Source organism: Pseudoclavibacter helvolus (assembly GCF_014191305.1).
GTDB lineage: Bacteria > Actinomycetota > Actinomycetes > Actinomycetales > Microbacteriaceae > Pseudoclavibacter > Pseudoclavibacter helvolus.
The window spans coordinates 189,421-204,486 of record NZ_JACHWJ010000002.1 but is presented as its reverse complement, the minus strand read 5'-3'; the positions used below and the strand labels follow the sequence as shown (position 1 = coordinate 204,486).

12 protein-coding genes are annotated in these 15,066 nt (G+C 69.4%); 9 read left to right on the top strand and 3 right to left on the bottom strand.

Going from position 1 to position 15,066, the window contains the following annotated elements; all coding sequences use genetic code 11:
- Nucleotides 1–136 precede the first annotated feature (136 nt).
- Genes FHX72_RS07860 through FHX72_RS07850 form a run of 3 tightly spaced genes read right to left on the bottom strand, consistent with a single transcriptional unit; the run spans nt 137 to nt 4,045 of the window.
- On the bottom strand, nt 137–1,717 hold the full coding sequence (locus tag FHX72_RS07860) for an APC family permease (RefSeq protein WP_183624227.1): 1,581 nt from the start codon (nt 1,715–1,717) through the stop codon (nt 137–139).
- Nucleotides 1,714–2,622 carry a universal stress protein gene (locus FHX72_RS07855; RefSeq protein WP_183624225.1) on the bottom strand — a complete coding sequence of 303 codons (909 nt, stop codon included), beginning with the start codon at nt 2,620–2,622 and terminating at the stop codon, nt 1,714–1,716. The genes FHX72_RS07860 and FHX72_RS07855 overlap by 4 nt, the downstream gene beginning before the upstream one ends.
- A 52-nt stretch (nt 2,623–2,674) precedes the next feature.
- On the bottom strand, nt 2,675–4,045 hold the full coding sequence (locus FHX72_RS07850; protein ID WP_183624224.1) for a flavin monoamine oxidase family protein: 1,371 nt from the start codon (nt 4,043–4,045) through the stop codon (nt 2,675–2,677).
- 180 nt (nt 4,046–4,225) lie between these two features.
- Between FHX72_RS07850 and FHX72_RS07845 the strand changes: the two genes are divergently transcribed.
- From FHX72_RS07845 to FHX72_RS07805, 9 genes are all read left to right on the top strand, one after another.
- Nucleotides 4,226–4,888, top strand: a complete 663-nt coding sequence (locus FHX72_RS07845) for a TetR/AcrR family transcriptional regulator (protein WP_338110079.1) — start codon at nt 4,226–4,228, stop codon at nt 4,886–4,888.
- A 122-nt stretch (nt 4,889–5,010) separates the two neighbouring features.
- Nucleotides 5,011–6,591 (top strand): NCS1 family nucleobase:cation symporter-1, encoded by a 1,581-nt coding sequence (locus FHX72_RS07840; RefSeq protein WP_183624222.1) that lies wholly within the window; start codon nt 5,011–5,013, stop codon nt 6,589–6,591.
- A 4-nt stretch (nt 6,592–6,595) separates the two neighbouring features.
- The gene (locus tag FHX72_RS07835; RefSeq protein WP_183624220.1) at nt 6,596–7,351 is read left to right on the top strand and encodes an aspartate/glutamate racemase family protein; all 756 of its coding nucleotides are present in this window, start codon (nt 6,596–6,598) and stop codon (nt 7,349–7,351) included.
- The gene (gene allB, locus FHX72_RS07830) at nt 7,348–8,718 is read left to right on the top strand and encodes an allantoinase AllB (RefSeq protein ID WP_183624218.1); all 1,371 of its coding nucleotides are present in this window, start codon (nt 7,348–7,350) and stop codon (nt 8,716–8,718) included. The genes FHX72_RS07835 and allB overlap by 4 nt, the downstream gene beginning before the upstream one ends.
- On the top strand, nt 8,715–9,944 hold the full coding sequence (locus FHX72_RS07825) for an acetamidase/formamidase family protein (protein ID WP_183624216.1): 1,230 nt from the start codon (nt 8,715–8,717) through the stop codon (nt 9,942–9,944). Before allB ends, FHX72_RS07825 begins: the two co-directional genes overlap by 4 nt.
- On the top strand, nt 9,941–11,578 hold the full coding sequence (locus FHX72_RS07820) for an AtzH-like domain-containing protein (protein ID WP_183624214.1): 1,638 nt from the start codon (nt 9,941–9,943) through the stop codon (nt 11,576–11,578). Before FHX72_RS07825 ends, FHX72_RS07820 begins: the two co-directional genes overlap by 4 nt.
- A 20-nt stretch (nt 11,579–11,598) precedes the next feature.
- Nucleotides 11,599–12,879: a pyridoxal-phosphate-dependent aminotransferase family protein gene (locus tag FHX72_RS07815; RefSeq protein ID WP_068494247.1), complete on the top strand. Its 1,281-nt coding sequence runs from the start codon at nt 11,599–11,601 to the stop codon at nt 12,877–12,879.
- A complete protein-coding gene (locus FHX72_RS07810) occupies nt 12,876–14,255 on the top strand; it encodes a Zn-dependent hydrolase (RefSeq protein WP_338110078.1) in 1,380 nt (459 codons plus the stop codon). Before FHX72_RS07815 ends, FHX72_RS07810 begins: the two co-directional genes overlap by 4 nt.
- Nucleotides 14,252–15,064, top strand: coding sequence for a sulfite exporter TauE/SafE family protein (locus tag FHX72_RS07805; protein ID WP_068480642.1), 813 nt, complete (start codon nt 14,252–14,254; stop codon nt 15,062–15,064). Before FHX72_RS07810 ends, FHX72_RS07805 begins: the two co-directional genes overlap by 4 nt.
- Nucleotides 15,065–15,066: the final 2 nt, after the last annotated feature.

Genomic DNA, 15,066 nt, shown 5'->3' with positions numbered 1-15,066 from the left:
GGCCCCGAAATATACGCGAATCGACAGAACGGCCATGGGCGCGCGCACCTTCTCGGCGTGCACCCATGACCGCACTTCTCTGCGTCTCGCCGTTCAGTTCGCTGCCATGCAGTTCAGCGAATGAACGACCCCGGAATCAGTCCTTCAGCACCTCGATCGACTGCGTGTCGCGGTCGTTGCCGATCTGGATCGTCTCGCCGCGGAAGAACGCGGGGTTCCTGATCGACTGCACGACCATGATGACAACCCCGAGCAGCAGCACGCCGATGCCGAGCACGAACACGAGCCCGATGCCGTCCTGGGCGATGCCGTCCGCGTCGTAGCTGGTCGCGAAGATCGCCGAGCCGGATCCGAACGACGGCGAGAGCGACGCCACTGCTGTCTCGTAGAAGAAGTAGAGCAGCACGATGCCGCCGAGCAGCGGGAACAGGAACCGGAAGAAGAAGTTCCGTGCGGAGGCGAAGAGGCTGTGCCTGAAGTACCAGACGCAGGCGAGGCCCGTCACGCCGTAGTAGAAGCAGATCATGAGGCCCAGGGCCGCGATCGTGTCCCACAGCGCGTTCTCGGACAGCAGCCTCATGACGACGTAGAAGACGACGGCGGCGATGGCCGAGGCCAGGGTCGCGACCGACGGCGACTTGAAGCGAGGGCTGACGTCCGCGAAGCGCTTCGGCAGCGCCCCGTAGTGCCCCATCGCGAGGATCGTGCGCGACGGCGACACCATCGTCGACTGCAGCGACGCCGCCGACGAGGAGAGGATGGCGAGGGACATGAGCAGCGCGAACGGACCCATGACCGGGCCGGCGAGCGCCGCGAAGATGCTCTCCTGGTTGTCCGGGTTCCCCGCCCCGAGTCCCTCGGTGCCGATGCCCGCGAAGACGAGCACCGCGAGGGTCGTGAGCAGGTAGATCACCATGATGATGATGATCGTGAGCATGGCGGCGCGGCCCGGGGTCTTCTTCGGGTCCTTCGCCTCCTCGTTCATCGTGATGACCGTGTCCCAGCCCCAGAAGAGGAAGATCGACAGCGAGACGCCGGCGGCGACCAACGACATGTCCCCCAGCTCGAACGGGTTGAACCAGGACAGCTCGACGGGAGTCGGGTCGAAGGCCGTGTTGTTGCTCAGGTGCATGAACGCGGCGATGATGAACCAGGCCAGCGCGATGACCTGGAACGCGACGAGCCCGACCTGGATCTTCTCGGTCGCCTCGACACCCCGGTACGAGATCCACGCGGCAAGCGCCGTGAAGAGGATCGTGACGGGGATGTTGATCCACAGCACCCTCGTGAGGTCGGCGAGCTCCGGGTTCTGGAAGACCTGCGCGAGGAGGATGAAGAGGAAGTCCACCGCGACGGCGGCGAGGTTCGACAGCACCAGGACGGTTGCCGCGATCAGCCCCCATCCGCCCATCCACCCGATCCACGGCCCGAACGCGCGCGACGCCCACGTGAAGGTCGTGCCGGAGTCGGGCATCGCCGAGTTCAGCTCCCGGTAGCCGAAGACGACGAGCACCATCGGGATGAAGCCGATGAAGAGGATCGCGGGCGTCTGCACGCCCACCTGCGCGATGGTCGGGCCGAGGCCCGAGGTCAGCGTGTAGGCGGGGGCGATGCAGGAGATGCCGATGATGGTGGCGCCGATGACGCCGACCTTGCCGGCGGAGAGGCCCTTGGCGCTGAGCCCGCCCCGCTCCGTGTCGTTGTTGGTTGTGCTCATTGCTGGGTCGCCTGTTCTGGAGTCTTCGGAGGCTCTGCGGGCTGCGCCGCGCGCGGCACGACGATGATCGGCACGGTCAGCACGCGCAGCAGACGCTGAGCGCGAGCGCCGAGGAAGATGCGGCCTCCCTGGGCGAGACGGCTGGAGCCGACAAACGCAACGTCGCCCGACTTCCAGTTGGCACGCTCGAGGGCGGCTTCGAGGCTCTCGCCCTCAACCGTCTCGACGGTGGCCTTGCCCGACTCGAGGAGCGCCTCGGCACGGCCGGCGAGCACCGCACCGCCGAACTCGCGCACGAACTCCTCGACCTCCTGCACCTGGCTCGGCGGCACCCGGTCGAGCTGCACCAGTGAGAGCAGACGGAGCTGCACGTCACGCTGGAGCGCGCTCTCGACGGACGTGCCGATGAGCGCGGCCGCTCCCGAGCGCGTCCCGAACAGCGTCGTGATGCGCGTGACGGGCCCTTCCTCCGCGAAACCGGCCGGCGCGAGCGCGACGGGAACCGGCGAGGCGTGCAGGAGGGTGGACGCGACCGTCCCGACCGTGAACTGACGCAGCAGCGCCGTCGTGGCCGCTCCGATGGCGATCGCCACGGCACCGAACTCCGAGGCCACGTCGAGGAGGCCCTGCGCCTCGCTGGAGGCGCTGCGTACAACGCCCTTCGCGGCGATGTCAGCAGGCACCTGAGCGAGGGCTTCGCTCATCCACGTGTCGATCTGCTTGCCGATGATGCTGTCGGCGTCGTCGAGCGGCAGCGGGTGCGTGCCGCTGTACGGCGACGTCTCCGGGGTGATCATCGCGACGATGAGTTCCGTGTCGGTGCCCTTGGCCAGGAAGGAAGCGAGGGCGAGAGCGTCATGCCCTCGGTCGCTCGCGATGTAGCCCACTACAAAACGCTGCGTCATGCTGCCACTCCAATTTTTGAGGTGTTGGCCGATTTCGGGATGTCGAGGGCGCTCAGGACTCGAGGATGCGCTTCGCCGTAGCTTCGCCCATCCGCACGGCGCCGTCAACGTGCTGGTAGCCCTCGGCCGCGAGGTCGGAGCTCGACCAGAAGATGGGGCCGACCGGGTCGTGCTGGATGGCGCCCCAGCGGGCGAGCCCACCGAGGTCGTAGCTCGTGGCGTAGGCGCCGCGGGTCCACTCTTCTGCGCCGAAGTCGGAGAGGTAGAAGACCTCGGGGTCGAGTGCCTTCGGCCCGAGGAACTCGGCGACGGCCCCGAGGATCGCGGCCTTGCGCTCGTCCTCGCTCAAAGCCCACATGGCTTCCGCTGCCTCGTCGGTGATGAAGCCGACCAGCGTTCCGCGCTCGTCCTCGTGGTTGGTGTTGTCGTAGACCTCCTGCACGAGGTGGCCAGCGCCGAAGGACGTGCCGCTGAGGCCGTCTTCGCGCCAGAAGGGCGTCGCGTAGGTGGCGTGCACCTTGATCACGAGGCCCATGGAGATGTGCTGGTGCACGATCATCTGCTTGCGCGGCAGGGCCGGCACGAACGAGACGCGCGAGTAGAGGTTCGGCGGCACGGCCATGATGGCGTGCTGCGCCTTGACGGTGACGTGGTCGGCGACCGCGGTGACGGGCGCGGCCTTGCCTGCGCCGTTGTCTTCCCAGTGGAGGAAGCGCACCGCGTTGTTCAGGAACACGACGTCGTCGCCGAGCTCTGCGGCCATCTGCTGGCTGACCGACTGCATGCCGCCGACGACGCGCTTGTCCAGGATGAAGCTCTCGTCGACGAGGTTGGAGAACGAGCCAGCGGATGCGGCCATGAGCACGGCCTGCAGGGCGGAGAACGCGAAGGCCGGCTTCGTGAGCATGCCGCCTGCGACGAACAGGCCGATGTTGTTGCAGGCTTCCTCGTCGGTGGACTGCTGACGCAGCCAGTGGTGGAAGGAGATGGTGTCGAGCTCGCGCGCCTTGGCGTGCGCCCACGGCTCGGTCGGCCCGATCTCGGCGGCGAGGCCGTCGAGGATCTCGATCGTGCGGTCCATCTCAGCGGCCGTGTGCTCGCTGACGGGGAATGTGTCGCCCTCGTAGACGGTGCGCTCGCCCTTGGGGCTGATGTAGACCGACTTGCCCTCGCGGTACCGCGAGAAGGTGTCCTTGCCGAGCTCCTCGAGGAGGGCGAGCAGGGCCGTCTGGTCGGGCGAGACCCACTGGCCGCCGATCTCAAAGAACTGGCCGTCGATGACGTTGCTCCAGGTACGGCCGCCGACTCGGTCGCGCGCCTCGAGGACTGCGACGGTCTTGCCTGCCTGCGTGAGGCGCCGCGCTGCGGTGAGGCCGGATGGCCCGGCTCCGATGATGACGACGTCGCGTTCGATGGTCTGCATTTTCGCTCTTTCCGTTGTGACAGCACCAAGCGCCCTGGCTTCGCCGTCGAAGTGAGTCGGGACGGTGGCCAGGTTGTGGCCGGGCCGCCCAAATAAACAGGATTCATTTACGTTAGTCCAGACCGGGTCCGCGAACAAGCCGCATTTGCGAGGCGATATGGTCGGGAGACGGGAGGACGTGTGAGCATCAGCGATCATGAGCAGTCTGACGGACAACGGCGTGCTGGGCGACCCCGCACGCGCATCCTGACGCAGAAGCGCATCACCGACGCCGCCATGCGGGTCGCGAGCCACGACGGCTATGACGCCCTGACCATGGCGAAGCTCGCCAAGGCACTCGACGTGACCCCCGCCGCGCTCTACAACCACGCGCACTCGAAGCGGCAGATCCTCCGCTGGATCGAGGACCGCCTCATGGCCGCCGTCGACGCCTCCGCCTTCGAGACCGAGCCGTGGGATGCGGCCCTGGCGGCGTGGGCACGCAGCTACCGCCTTGTCATGAAAGAGCACGATTCGCTTGTCGAGGCCATCGCCAAGATGCCGGTCGCCGGCGCGACCGACACGCTCGCGATGTACGAGAGCGTCGCGTCAGGGCTCCGCCAGGCGGGCTGGCCCGACGCGAGCATCATGCCGGCGATCGTCGCCATCGAGTCGTTCATCTACGGCTCTGCGTACGACCTCAACGCCCCACTCGACATCTTCGACCTCGGGGAGCACGCGGATGCGGCACCGACGCTCGCGGCATCGGTCGCGGCGCACTCCCCCGAGGTCCTGCGTGAGCAAGCATTCGAGCGAGGCCTCGAGGCGCTCATCCGCGGACTCGGCGCGGCATCGGGAGCCTGATCCCGCGTCTCGCCTCCACGCGCTGAGTGAAGCGCTCACTGAACAGTCGGGCCGTTCGTGGATTTACACGAGCGTTACATTGCAGAAACCTGCGGACAAGCGTGAAGTCATAACTTCAACGCATGACCGATCAACTGGCACAGACTGGCGCATCCAGCAGCGAGCGCGCCGCCGACACCGCGGCGCACCCCGCGGGCGACGTCAACATGAAGCCGAGCTACGACCCGCGGCTCGCCAACGAGGACCTCGCACCCCTGCGCAAGCAGCGCTGGGGCTCCTACAACATCTTCGCCTTCTGGATGTCGGACGTGCACAGCGTCGGCGGCTACGTCACGGCCGGCAGCCTCTTCGCGCTCGGCATCGCGAGCTGGCAGGTGCTGGTCGCGCTCATCGTGGGCATCCTCATCGTGCAGTTCTTCACGAACCTCGTCGCCAAGTCCAGCCAGAAGACGGGCGTGCCGTACCCCGTCGTGAACCGCGCCATCTTCGGCGTCAAGGGCGCGAACATCCCCGCGATCATCCGCGGCCTCATCGCGATCGCCTGGTACGGCGTGCAGACGTTCCTCGCCGCGGAGTCGCTCAACATCGTCTTCCTCAAATTCATCCCGGCAAGCGAGGTGCTCCGCACCGACTACTCGTTCCTCGGGCTCTCGGCGCTCGGCTGGATCTCCTACGCCATCCTCTGGTTCGCCCAGGCCGCGCTGTTCTGGGGCGGGATGGAGTCCATCCGCCGCTTCATCGACTGGGCAGGCCCCGCCGTCTACGTCGTCATGATTGTGCTCGCCATCTACCTCGTCAGCCAGGCGGGATGGGAGAACATCGACTTCAATCTCTCCGCAGGTGAGCCGCTCGACTTCTGGGCGTCCATCCCGGTCATGTTCACCGCCATCGCGATCGTCGTCTCGTACTTCTCCGGCCCGATGCTGAACTTCGGCGACTTCTCTCGGTACGCGAAGAGCTACAAGGCCGTCAAGAAGGGCAACTTCCTGGGCCTGCCCCTCAACTTCCTGTTCTTCTCGATCCTGACCGTGCTCACCGCGAGCGCGACGGTTCCCGTCTTCGGCGAGCTCATCACCGACCCGATCCACACGGTCGAGCGCATCGACACGCACTTCGCGATCCTGCTCGGCGGCCTCACGTTTGTCACGGCGACCGTGGGCATCAACATCGTCGCGAACTTCATCGCCCCTGCCTTCGACTTCTCGAACGTCGCGCCGAACAAGATCAGCTGGCGCATGGGCGGCATGATCGCCGCCGTCGGCTCCGTGCTCCTCACCCCGTGGAACTGGTACAACAACGACGCCGCTATCCAGAACACGCTGGGCGTGCTCGGCGCGCTCATCGGCCCGCTCTTCGGCATCCTCATCGCCGGGTACTTCGTGATCGGCAAGCAGCGCATCAAGGTCGACGAGATGTTCACGATGAGCGAGACGGGCGCATATTGGTACAAGCGGGGCTTCAACCCGAACGCGGTCTGGGCGATGGTGCTCGCGGGGGTGCCGACCGTCGGGATCGCGGTGCTGACACGTCCGCTCGCCGAGGCGGGCATCCTTGACCTGAGCTACCTCGCCGATTTCAGCTGGTTCATCGGCTGCGGCCTGGGCTTCGCACTGTTTGTCCTCTTCGAGCGACGCCGCCCGCTCATGCCTACGTTCGAGGGCGAGACGGCCGGCATCTCCGACGGATCGATCGAGGAGGACTGACCCCGTGCGCATCACCCTCATCAACCCGAACACCTCCGTGGCGATGACTGACAAGGTCGCCGCCGCCGCCAGGGAGGTGGCGGGCCCCGGCGTCGAGATCGTGGCCGTGTGCCCAGCTCCCGGCGAGGGACCCGAGGCCATCGAGAGCCACTTCGACGAGGTGCGAGCTGCATCCGTCGTCGTCGAGCTCATCGAGCGTGACCTCGCGGCCGGCGGCAGCGACGGCTACGTCATCGCCTGCTTCGGAGATCCTGGGCTCGACGCCGCCCACGAGCTCGTCGATGTGCCCGTCATCGGCATCGCCGAGGCGGCCATGCACGTCGCTGCGCTCACGGGCCGCACGTTCGGCATCGTGACCACCCTCTCCCGCACCCTGGGACGCGCCGACGACCTCGTGCTGCGGTACGGCTTCGAGCGGGCCTGCGTCGCGGCGTACGGCACGGGCATTCCCGTGCTGGCCCTCGAGGAGACGGGGTCCGCGGCCTTCGAGGACATCGCCGCGTGGTGCGAGCGAGTGGTCCGCGAGGACGGCGCGGACGCGGTCGTGCTCGGATGCGCCGGCATGGCCGACCTGTGCGCCCGGCTCTCCGCGCGAGTCGGGGTGCCGGTCGTCGACGGCGTCGCCGCCTCGGTCGGGCTCGTCGCCGCGATGTCGCGCATGGGCGTCGGCACGAGCAAGCGCGACGAATACGCGAGGCCGGGCAGGACCCGGCCTCTGCCAGCGGTTCAGGTGCAGGACCGCTCGGTAGTGATCGCGTGAGGATCGCCGCCGAACGGGTCTTCCTCGACGGCGCCTTCTCCCCCGCGACGGTGTGCGCCGAAGACGGCGTCATCACGCGACTTGAGCCGTTCGATCCCCGCGCTGACGTTGTCCTTCCCTCGACCCAGGTGCTCCTGCCGGGCCTCGTCGACACCCACGTGCATCTCAACGAGCCGGGGCGCACGCACTGGGAGGGCTTCGCGACCGGCACCGCCGCCGCTGCCGCCGGCGGGGTCACGACCGTCGTCGACATGCCCCTCAACTCGATCCCCGTCACGGCGACCGTCGACGCGCTCGAGACGAAGCGCGCCGCGGCCGCAGGCCAGCTCGCCGTCGACCTCGCCTACTGGGGCGGCGCAGTCCCCGAGAACCTCAGCTCGCTGCGGCCCCTCCTGGCGGCCGGGGCCGTCGGTGTGAAGTGCTTCCTCGCGCCGAGCGGCATCGACGAGTTCGGACACCTCTCGTTCGGCGAGCTCGAGGCGGCCCTCGCGGAGCTTGCAGACGTTGATGGCCTCCTCATCGCGCACGCCGAGCTTGAGGATCACCTCGGGGAGGCATCCGGCCCCGTCTTCTCCGACTTCGTCGCCACGAGGCCCCCCATCGCCGAGGTCGAGGCGATCCGCGCGGTCGTCGACGCCGCGAGGAACACGGGGACCCGCGCGCACATCGTGCACGTCTCCGCCGCCGAGGCGCTCGACGTCATCCGCGACGCAAAGGCGGAGGGCGTGCGCATCACGATCGAGACGTGCCCGCATTACCTGAGCCTCCGTGCCGAGGAGGTGCCCGACGGCGACGGGCGCTTCAAGTGCTGCCCACCCATCCGCGGGACCGCCAACCAGGACGCCCTCTGGGAGGGGGTCCTCGACGGCACGATCGACGCGATCGTGAGCGACCACTCCCCCGCGACGCTCGAGCTCAAGGCCGGGCCCGACCTCGGCACGGCATGGGGCGGAATCGCCGGCCTGCAGACCGGGCTCTCCGCGGTCTGGACGGAGGCACGGCGGCGTGGCATCCCGCTCGAGTCGATCCTCCCGCTCTTCACGACCGGGCCAGCCGGCCTCGTCCGGTTCGCTGACCGCGGCCGCATCGCGATTGGCGTGCCCGCGCATCTTGCGGTCTTCGAGCCAGAGCTCGAGCACACCCTTGAAGAGGGCAACCTCGAGTACCGCACCAAGATCAGCCCGTGGCATGGGCAGCGGATGCACGGGGCCGTCGTCACGACGTACCTGCACGGTGAGCAGATCTACACTCGCGCCGAGGGGCTCTCCGCACGACGCGGGCGCGAGGTGCTCGCGCCGGCCGCACCGACGGCGGCCGGGCTGGAACACAGAGCCGGGCTGGAACTCAAGGAGGAGCGGGCCGCATGACATCAACCGGAACAACTGCCGCGGCAGGCATCGCGCACGGAGGTGCGAACGCGGTTGCAAACGCGAACGCGAACGTCTTCGGCGTGGGCGCGGCCGCCCCGACCTTCGCCCCGACGCCGATCCTGCAGCCTGGCGCCTCCCTGCCAGAACGCACAAGCTACCTGCCTTCCGGGCGGGCGACCTCGCTCTGGGGTCGGCTCCCCAGCCGGGACGACGCACCCGTGCTCACGATCGAGCAAGGCGCCACCGTCGTCATCGACACCTTGAGCCACGAGGGCCTGCTCCCCGACCAGGGTCAGGACCCTGTCGCCTTCTTCGGGAAGCACGGCGTGCATCCAGACGCCGTGCTGCTCGACGCCATCGAGATCGCCCGAGACTCGGCTCGCGACGCCGCGCACGACGGCCCGCACGTCGTGACGGGCCCCATCGCCGTCCACGGCGCGCAGCCGGGCGACCTACTGCGCGTCACGGTCGTCAAGCTCGAGCCTCGCGTGCCATACGGAGTCGTCTCGAACCGCCACGGCAAGGGCGCGCTGCCTGGCGCCCTGCCGAGGAGCGGCACCACCGTGAGCGTCTTCACGCCCGTCGAGGAGCGCGACGGCACCCTCGTCGGCACGATGCCGCTCACCGAGGGCGGCACCCGCAGCGTGGCCTTCCCACTCGCCCCGTTCCTCGGCACCATGGGCGTCGCTCCGGCGGAGGGCGGCCGCCTGCACTCGGTGCCGCCGGGCCCCCACGGCGGCAACATCGACATCAAGCTGCTGACCGAGGGCAGCGTGCTCTACCTGCCTGTCCAGGTCGCCGGCGCGCTCGCCTACGTCGGCGACCCGCACTTCGCGCAGGGCGACGGCGAGGTCGCGCTGACCGCGCTCGAGGCCTCCCTGCGCGCGACGCTCACGTTCGACGTCGTCCCGGCCGCGGATGCGCGCCGCGAGTTCGGCGTCATCACCGGCCCACTGGTGCGCACCCCCGAATACCTCGTGCCGACCGGCCTCGACCCAGACCTGAACGTCGCCATGCGCCACTGCGTGCGAGCATCCCTCGACCTGCTGCACGCACGGTGGGGAATGGAAGAGCACCTCGCCTACGCGTACCTCTCGGCGGCAACCGACTTCGACATCTCGCAGGTCGTCGACGTCGTCTGCGGCGTGCACGCGCGCATCCGGGAAGCGGACTTCGCCGACGTCCCCGCTGGCGACGACTCGCAGGCAGGAGCAGCCGCGTGACTGCACCGACACCACCAGCCGAGCTCCTCGCGGCCTTCGAGGCGTACGAGCGAGCCGTGCAGGCGAACGACCTCGACGAGCTCGACGCCTGGTTCGCGCCAGGCTCCGAGACGATGCGCGGCGACGACGCCGGACTCCTGGTCGGACACGACCAGATCAGCGACTTCCGTTCGCAGCGCGGCGGGGTCGCGAAGCGCACCATCGAGCACATCGAGTACCGCCCCTTGGCGGACGGGGTCGCGCTGCTCGTGTCCACCTCGCTCTTCGCGACGGGCGGGCGGGGCCTCCAGACGCAGCTGTGGCAGCTCCTGGCGGATGGCTGGCGCATCACCGCCGCGCACGTCACGCCGAGGCCGCGCGCCTTCGACCGCTCGATCTGGCGCACCGTCGGAGACCCACTCTTCCAGGGCGCCTGGGAGGGGCCGCTTCTGGGGCTGACGGTTGCCGTGAAGGACCTCTTCGCGATCCGCGGCTACCGCATCGGCGCAGGCAACCCGGCCTACCTCGACTCGGCGAAGGCCGAGACGCGCACGGCGCCCGCCGTGCGGGATCTGCTGCGCGGCGGCGCCTCCCTGCGCGGCATCGCCCGCACCGACGAGTTCGCGTACTCGATCGCCGGCGACAACGCCCACTTCGGCACACCGCCGAACGCTTCCCTGCCCGGCGCGCTGCCTGGCGGCTCGTCGAGCGGGCCAGCGTCCGCCGTCGCGATCGGGCAGGCCGACATCGGCCTCGCGACCGACACCGCGGGCTCCGTCCGCATCCCCGCCTCCTACCAGGGGCTCTGGGGGCTGCGCACGACCCACGACCTCGTCCCCCGGCAGGGTCTGCTGCCGCTCGCGCAGTCGTTCGACACCGTCGGCTGGCTCACGCGAGACGGCGAGACGCTGCAGGCCGTCGCCGATTGGTGCCTGTCGTACGAGAGCTCCGACTCAACCGCGAGCGCGGCGGGACAGCGCGGCGCCAAGCTGCCCACGCGCCTCGTCGTACCGACCGAGATCCTCGCCGCGGCCGCACCGGAAACCGTCGACGCCTTCGAGGCGTTCCTGCTCGGGCTGCTCGCGGCAGGCGTCGTGGATGCACCCATCGAGCGCGTCTCGATCGGCGAGCTCGCGGGCTACCAGGAGCCGTTCCGGGTCGTGCAGGGCGCGGAGGCGTGGCGCAACAACCGGCGCTGGCTGGAAGCGCACCCGGGCGCCACAGGTCCCGCCGTCGCCGAACGCTTCGCGGCGGCATCGCGCATCACTGAGGCGGAGGAGCAGGCGGCGCGTGACGCGCTCGCACCGCTCAGAGCTCGCCTCGAGCGTCTCGTGGGCGACGCCGTGCTGCTCTTCCCGACAGCGCCGGGGGCCGCACCCAGCCGCACCGCCGACGCCACCGCTATCGACGCGATCCGCACGGCCACGCTGCGCATGACCACGCCGGCGGCGGTCGCCGGGCTGCCCGCCCTTTCGGCGCCGCTGCTTCGTGTGCCGACAGCAACCGGCGCTCAGGACGCCCCGGTCGGCGTCTGCTTTGTCTCGCGGGCCGGCTCCGACCTGGCCCTCGTCCGGCTCGGCCGCGAGATCTCTGCCGCCTCTGCCGCCTCTGCCGCCGCTACCGCATCCACCCAGCCCGCCTCCACAGGCGAGTGAGCCACGAGAGATTGATCCAGATGACTGCGATTCCCCCGATCGAACCACCAGCGCGCCTCCTCATGGGGCCGGGCCCCATCTCGGCGTACCCGAGCGTGCTGCGCGCCATGTCGAGCACGCTTGTCGGCCAGTACGACCCGTTCATGACGCAGGCCATGAACGAGACGCAGGAGCTATACCGGCAGGTGTGGGCGACCGACAACGACGCGACGATGCTCATCGACGGCACCTCACGCTCCGGCATCGAAGCCGCGCTCGTGTCGCTCATCCGGCCAGGCGACCGCGTGCTCGTGCCCGTCTTCGGCCGCTTCGGGCACCTCCTCGCCGAGATCGCAGAGCGCGCCCTCGCCGAGGTGCACACCATCGAGGTGCCGTGGGGGCAAGTCGTACCCGTCTCGCAGATCGAGGAGGCCATCGTGCGCGTCAAGCCGACCCTCCTCGCGTTGGTCCAGGGCGACACGTCGACCACCATGAACCAGCCGCTCGACGAGATCGGCGCGGTCTGCGCCAAGCACGGGGTGCTCTTCTACGCCGACGCCACCGCATCCATCGCCGGCAACGAGTTCCTCGCCGACGAGTGGGGCCTCGACGCCGCCACGGCCGGCCTGCAGAAGTGCCTCGGTGGCCCGAGCGGCTCGGCCCCCATCACCCTCTCGGACCGCGCGGTCGAGATCATCCGCTCCCGCACGCGCGTCGAGGCGGGCATCCGCGAGGCGGGTGACGAGTCAGCGAGCGACTTCATCCGCTCCAACTACTTCGACCTCGGCATGATCCTCGACTACTGGGGCCCGCGCCGACTCAATCACCACACCGAGGCCACCTCCATGCTCTACGCGGCGAGAGAGTGCGCGGCCGTGCTGCTGCGTGAGGGGCGCGACAACGTCATCAACCGCCACAAGCTCGCAGGTGCAGCGATGCTCGCCGGCGTGCAGGCCCTCGGCCTCGAGGTCTTCGGCGACGTCGCTCACAAGATGAACAACGTCGTCGCCGTCGTCATCCCAGAGGGCGTCGCGGGCGACCCCGCCAGGCAGGACATGCTCGACGACTTCGGCATCGAGATCGGCACGTCCTTCGGGCCCCTGCACGGCAAGGTCTGGCGCATCGGCACGATGGGCTACAACGCGAGGAAGGACGCCGTCCTCACGACCCTCGTCGCGCTCGAGGCCGTGCTCCGCAGGCACGGCGCGTCCGTGCCGATCGGCGGCGGGGTCGAGGCCGCCGCCGATATCTTCCGAGCTGCCGGCGCGAGTGATGCCCCAGGGGCCACCGGAGCCGCTGATACCGCGGGAGCTGCCGCGTGACCGCCACCCGACTGGGCACGATCGACCCCGCCACCTTCGAGCTCGCAGCCCGCCGCGTCATGGCGCGCTGCGACGAGCTCGCGCGCATCACGTCAACACCTGGCGCCATCACCCGCGTGCACCTCTCCCCCGAACACGCGCGCGTCAACAGGCTCGCCGCCGAGTGGATGCGCGAGGTCGGCCTGCAGACTCGCCAGGATGCGGCGGGCAACCAGCTCGGGCTCCTCTCCGCCGCAGACCCGGACGCGCCCGTGCTCATGCTCGGCTCGCACCTCGACACCGTCGTCAACGCCGGCCGCTACGACGGCATCGTGGGCGTGCTCATGGCCATCGAGGTCGTGCGACTGCTGCAGCGCCGTGGCGACTCGGCGGGTCGTCGAGGTGACGCGGAAGCGCCCGCGCAGTCTCCGTTCGAGTTCAGCCTCGAAGTCGCCGCGTTCTCCGACGAGGAAGGCGCACGCTTCGGCAAGGCGCTCCTCGGCTCCTCCGCCGTCGCAGGCACGTGGGACGAGGCGTGGTGGGAGCTCGAAGACGCCGACGGCACGACCCTCCGCGAGGCCGCCCTCGAGTTCGGCCTCGACCCCGGCCGCATCGCCGGTGCCGCCCGCCGCCCCGACCAGCTCGTCGGCTACCTTGAAGCCCACATCGAACAGGGCCCAGTGCTGCACGCACGCGGCGAATCGCTTGCCGTCGTCTCGTCGATCGCATCCGCTCGCCGCTTCCAGCTTGTTGTCGAGGGCGAGGCCCGCCACGCCGGCGGCACCCCGTACGACATGCGGCGCGACGCGCTCCTCGGCGCGAGCGAGGCCACTCTCGCCGTCGAGCGCATCTGCTCGGCGCAGCACCACATCATCGGCACGGTCGGCCAATTCGAGGCATTCCCCGGCGCCATGAACGTCGTGCCGGGCGAGGCGCGCTTCAGCCTCGACCTGCGGGGAGAGTTCGACGGTGAACGCGACAGGGTCTGGGACCAGATCTCCCGCGAGCTCGACGAGATCATGGGGCGCCGCCGCCTGCGCTGGCACACCCGCGAGGTGCACAACGCGCCCGCCCTGTTCTGCGCGCCGCTGCTGCAGGACGTCGTGAGCGAGGGCATCCGCTCGAGCCTCGTGCCCGGAAGGGCCGCAGACCGGAGTATTCTCGGCTCGGGCAGGCCGGAAGACCCCACGACCCTGTTCAGCCCAGCCGGGCACGACGGCATGGCCATCGGGGCCATCACCGACGTTGGGATGCTGTTCATGCGGAACCCCGACGGCGTCAGCCACCACCCCGCCGAGGCAGTATCGCTCGGCGACGTCGCTCTCGGCATCCGCGCCCTCGCAGAAGCCGTCGCCCACCTCGGCGCCGAACACCGCAGCACCCAAGGAGCTTCATGACCACGCCAGCCCCCACCAGGACCCGCCGCGACTGGTTCGTGCTCATCGCGATCGGCCTCGCGGCAGGCTTCCTCTCCGGCTTCCTCGGCGTCGGCGGCGGCACCATCATCGTGCCGGCGCTGACCGGGTTCCTCGCCTTCAACCAGCGCCTCGCCGCAGGCACCTCGCTCGCCGCGATCATCCCGCCAGCCATTGTCGGCGTCATCGGCTACGTCGTGACGGGGTCTGTGAACTGGATCGCGGGGCTCATCCTCATCGCGGGCGCCATCGCCGGAGCCTGGATCGGCTCGTGGCTACTCAACAAGCTGCCGCTCATCGTGCTGCGGTGGATGTTCATCGTCTTCCTGCTCGGCGTCGCCATCTCGCTCTTCCTCGCCGTCCCGAGCCGTGACGCCGAGGTCGACATCACCGCACTCACCGCGCTCATGCTCGTCGCCCTCGGGCTCGTCACCGGCATCATCTCCGGACTCATCGGCGTCGGCGGCGGCGTCATCCTCGTGCCGGCCCTCATGCTGCTCTTCGGATCGAGCGACCTCGAAGCGAAGGGGACGAGCCTGCTCGTCATGATCCCGACCACCATCACGGGCACCATCGGCAACTCCCGCCGCGGCAACGTCGACCTCAAGGCGGCCGCCGCGATCGGGCTCACGGCCGCCCTCACGAGCCTCCTCGGCGTGTGGTGCGCCGTGCTCATCGACCCGTGGGTCGGCAGCATCCTCTTCGGCGGCTACCTGCTCTTCATCGCTGGGCAGAACGCCTACAAGACCATCAAGGCGCAGCGCGCGGCCAAGCGGGCCCCCGCCGCCTGACC

Excerpts from the sequence above, each read along its gene's own strand:
- FHX72_RS07805 (WP_068480642.1), top strand. The coding sequence starts at position 14,252 with ATGACCACGCCAGCCCCCACCAGGACCCGCCGCGACTGGTTCGTGCTC.
- FHX72_RS07815 (WP_068494247.1), top strand. The coding sequence starts at position 11,599 with ATGACTGCGATTCCCCCGATCGAACCACCAGCGCGCCTCCTCATGGGG.
- FHX72_RS07840 (WP_183624222.1), top strand. The coding sequence starts at position 5,011 with ATGACCGATCAACTGGCACAGACTGGCGCATCCAGCAGCGAGCGCGCC.
- FHX72_RS07850 (WP_183624224.1), bottom strand. The coding sequence starts at position 4,045 with ATGCAGACCATCGAACGCGACGTCGTCATCATCGGAGCCGGGCCATCC.
- FHX72_RS07855 (WP_183624225.1), bottom strand. The coding sequence starts at position 2,622 with ATGACGCAGCGTTTTGTAGTGGGCTACATCGCGAGCGACCGAGGGCAT.
- FHX72_RS07825 (WP_183624216.1), top strand. The coding sequence starts at position 8,715 with ATGACATCAACCGGAACAACTGCCGCGGCAGGCATCGCGCACGGAGGT.
- FHX72_RS07860 (WP_183624227.1), bottom strand. The coding sequence starts at position 1,717 with ATGAGCACAACCAACAACGACACGGAGCGGGGCGGGCTCAGCGCCAAG.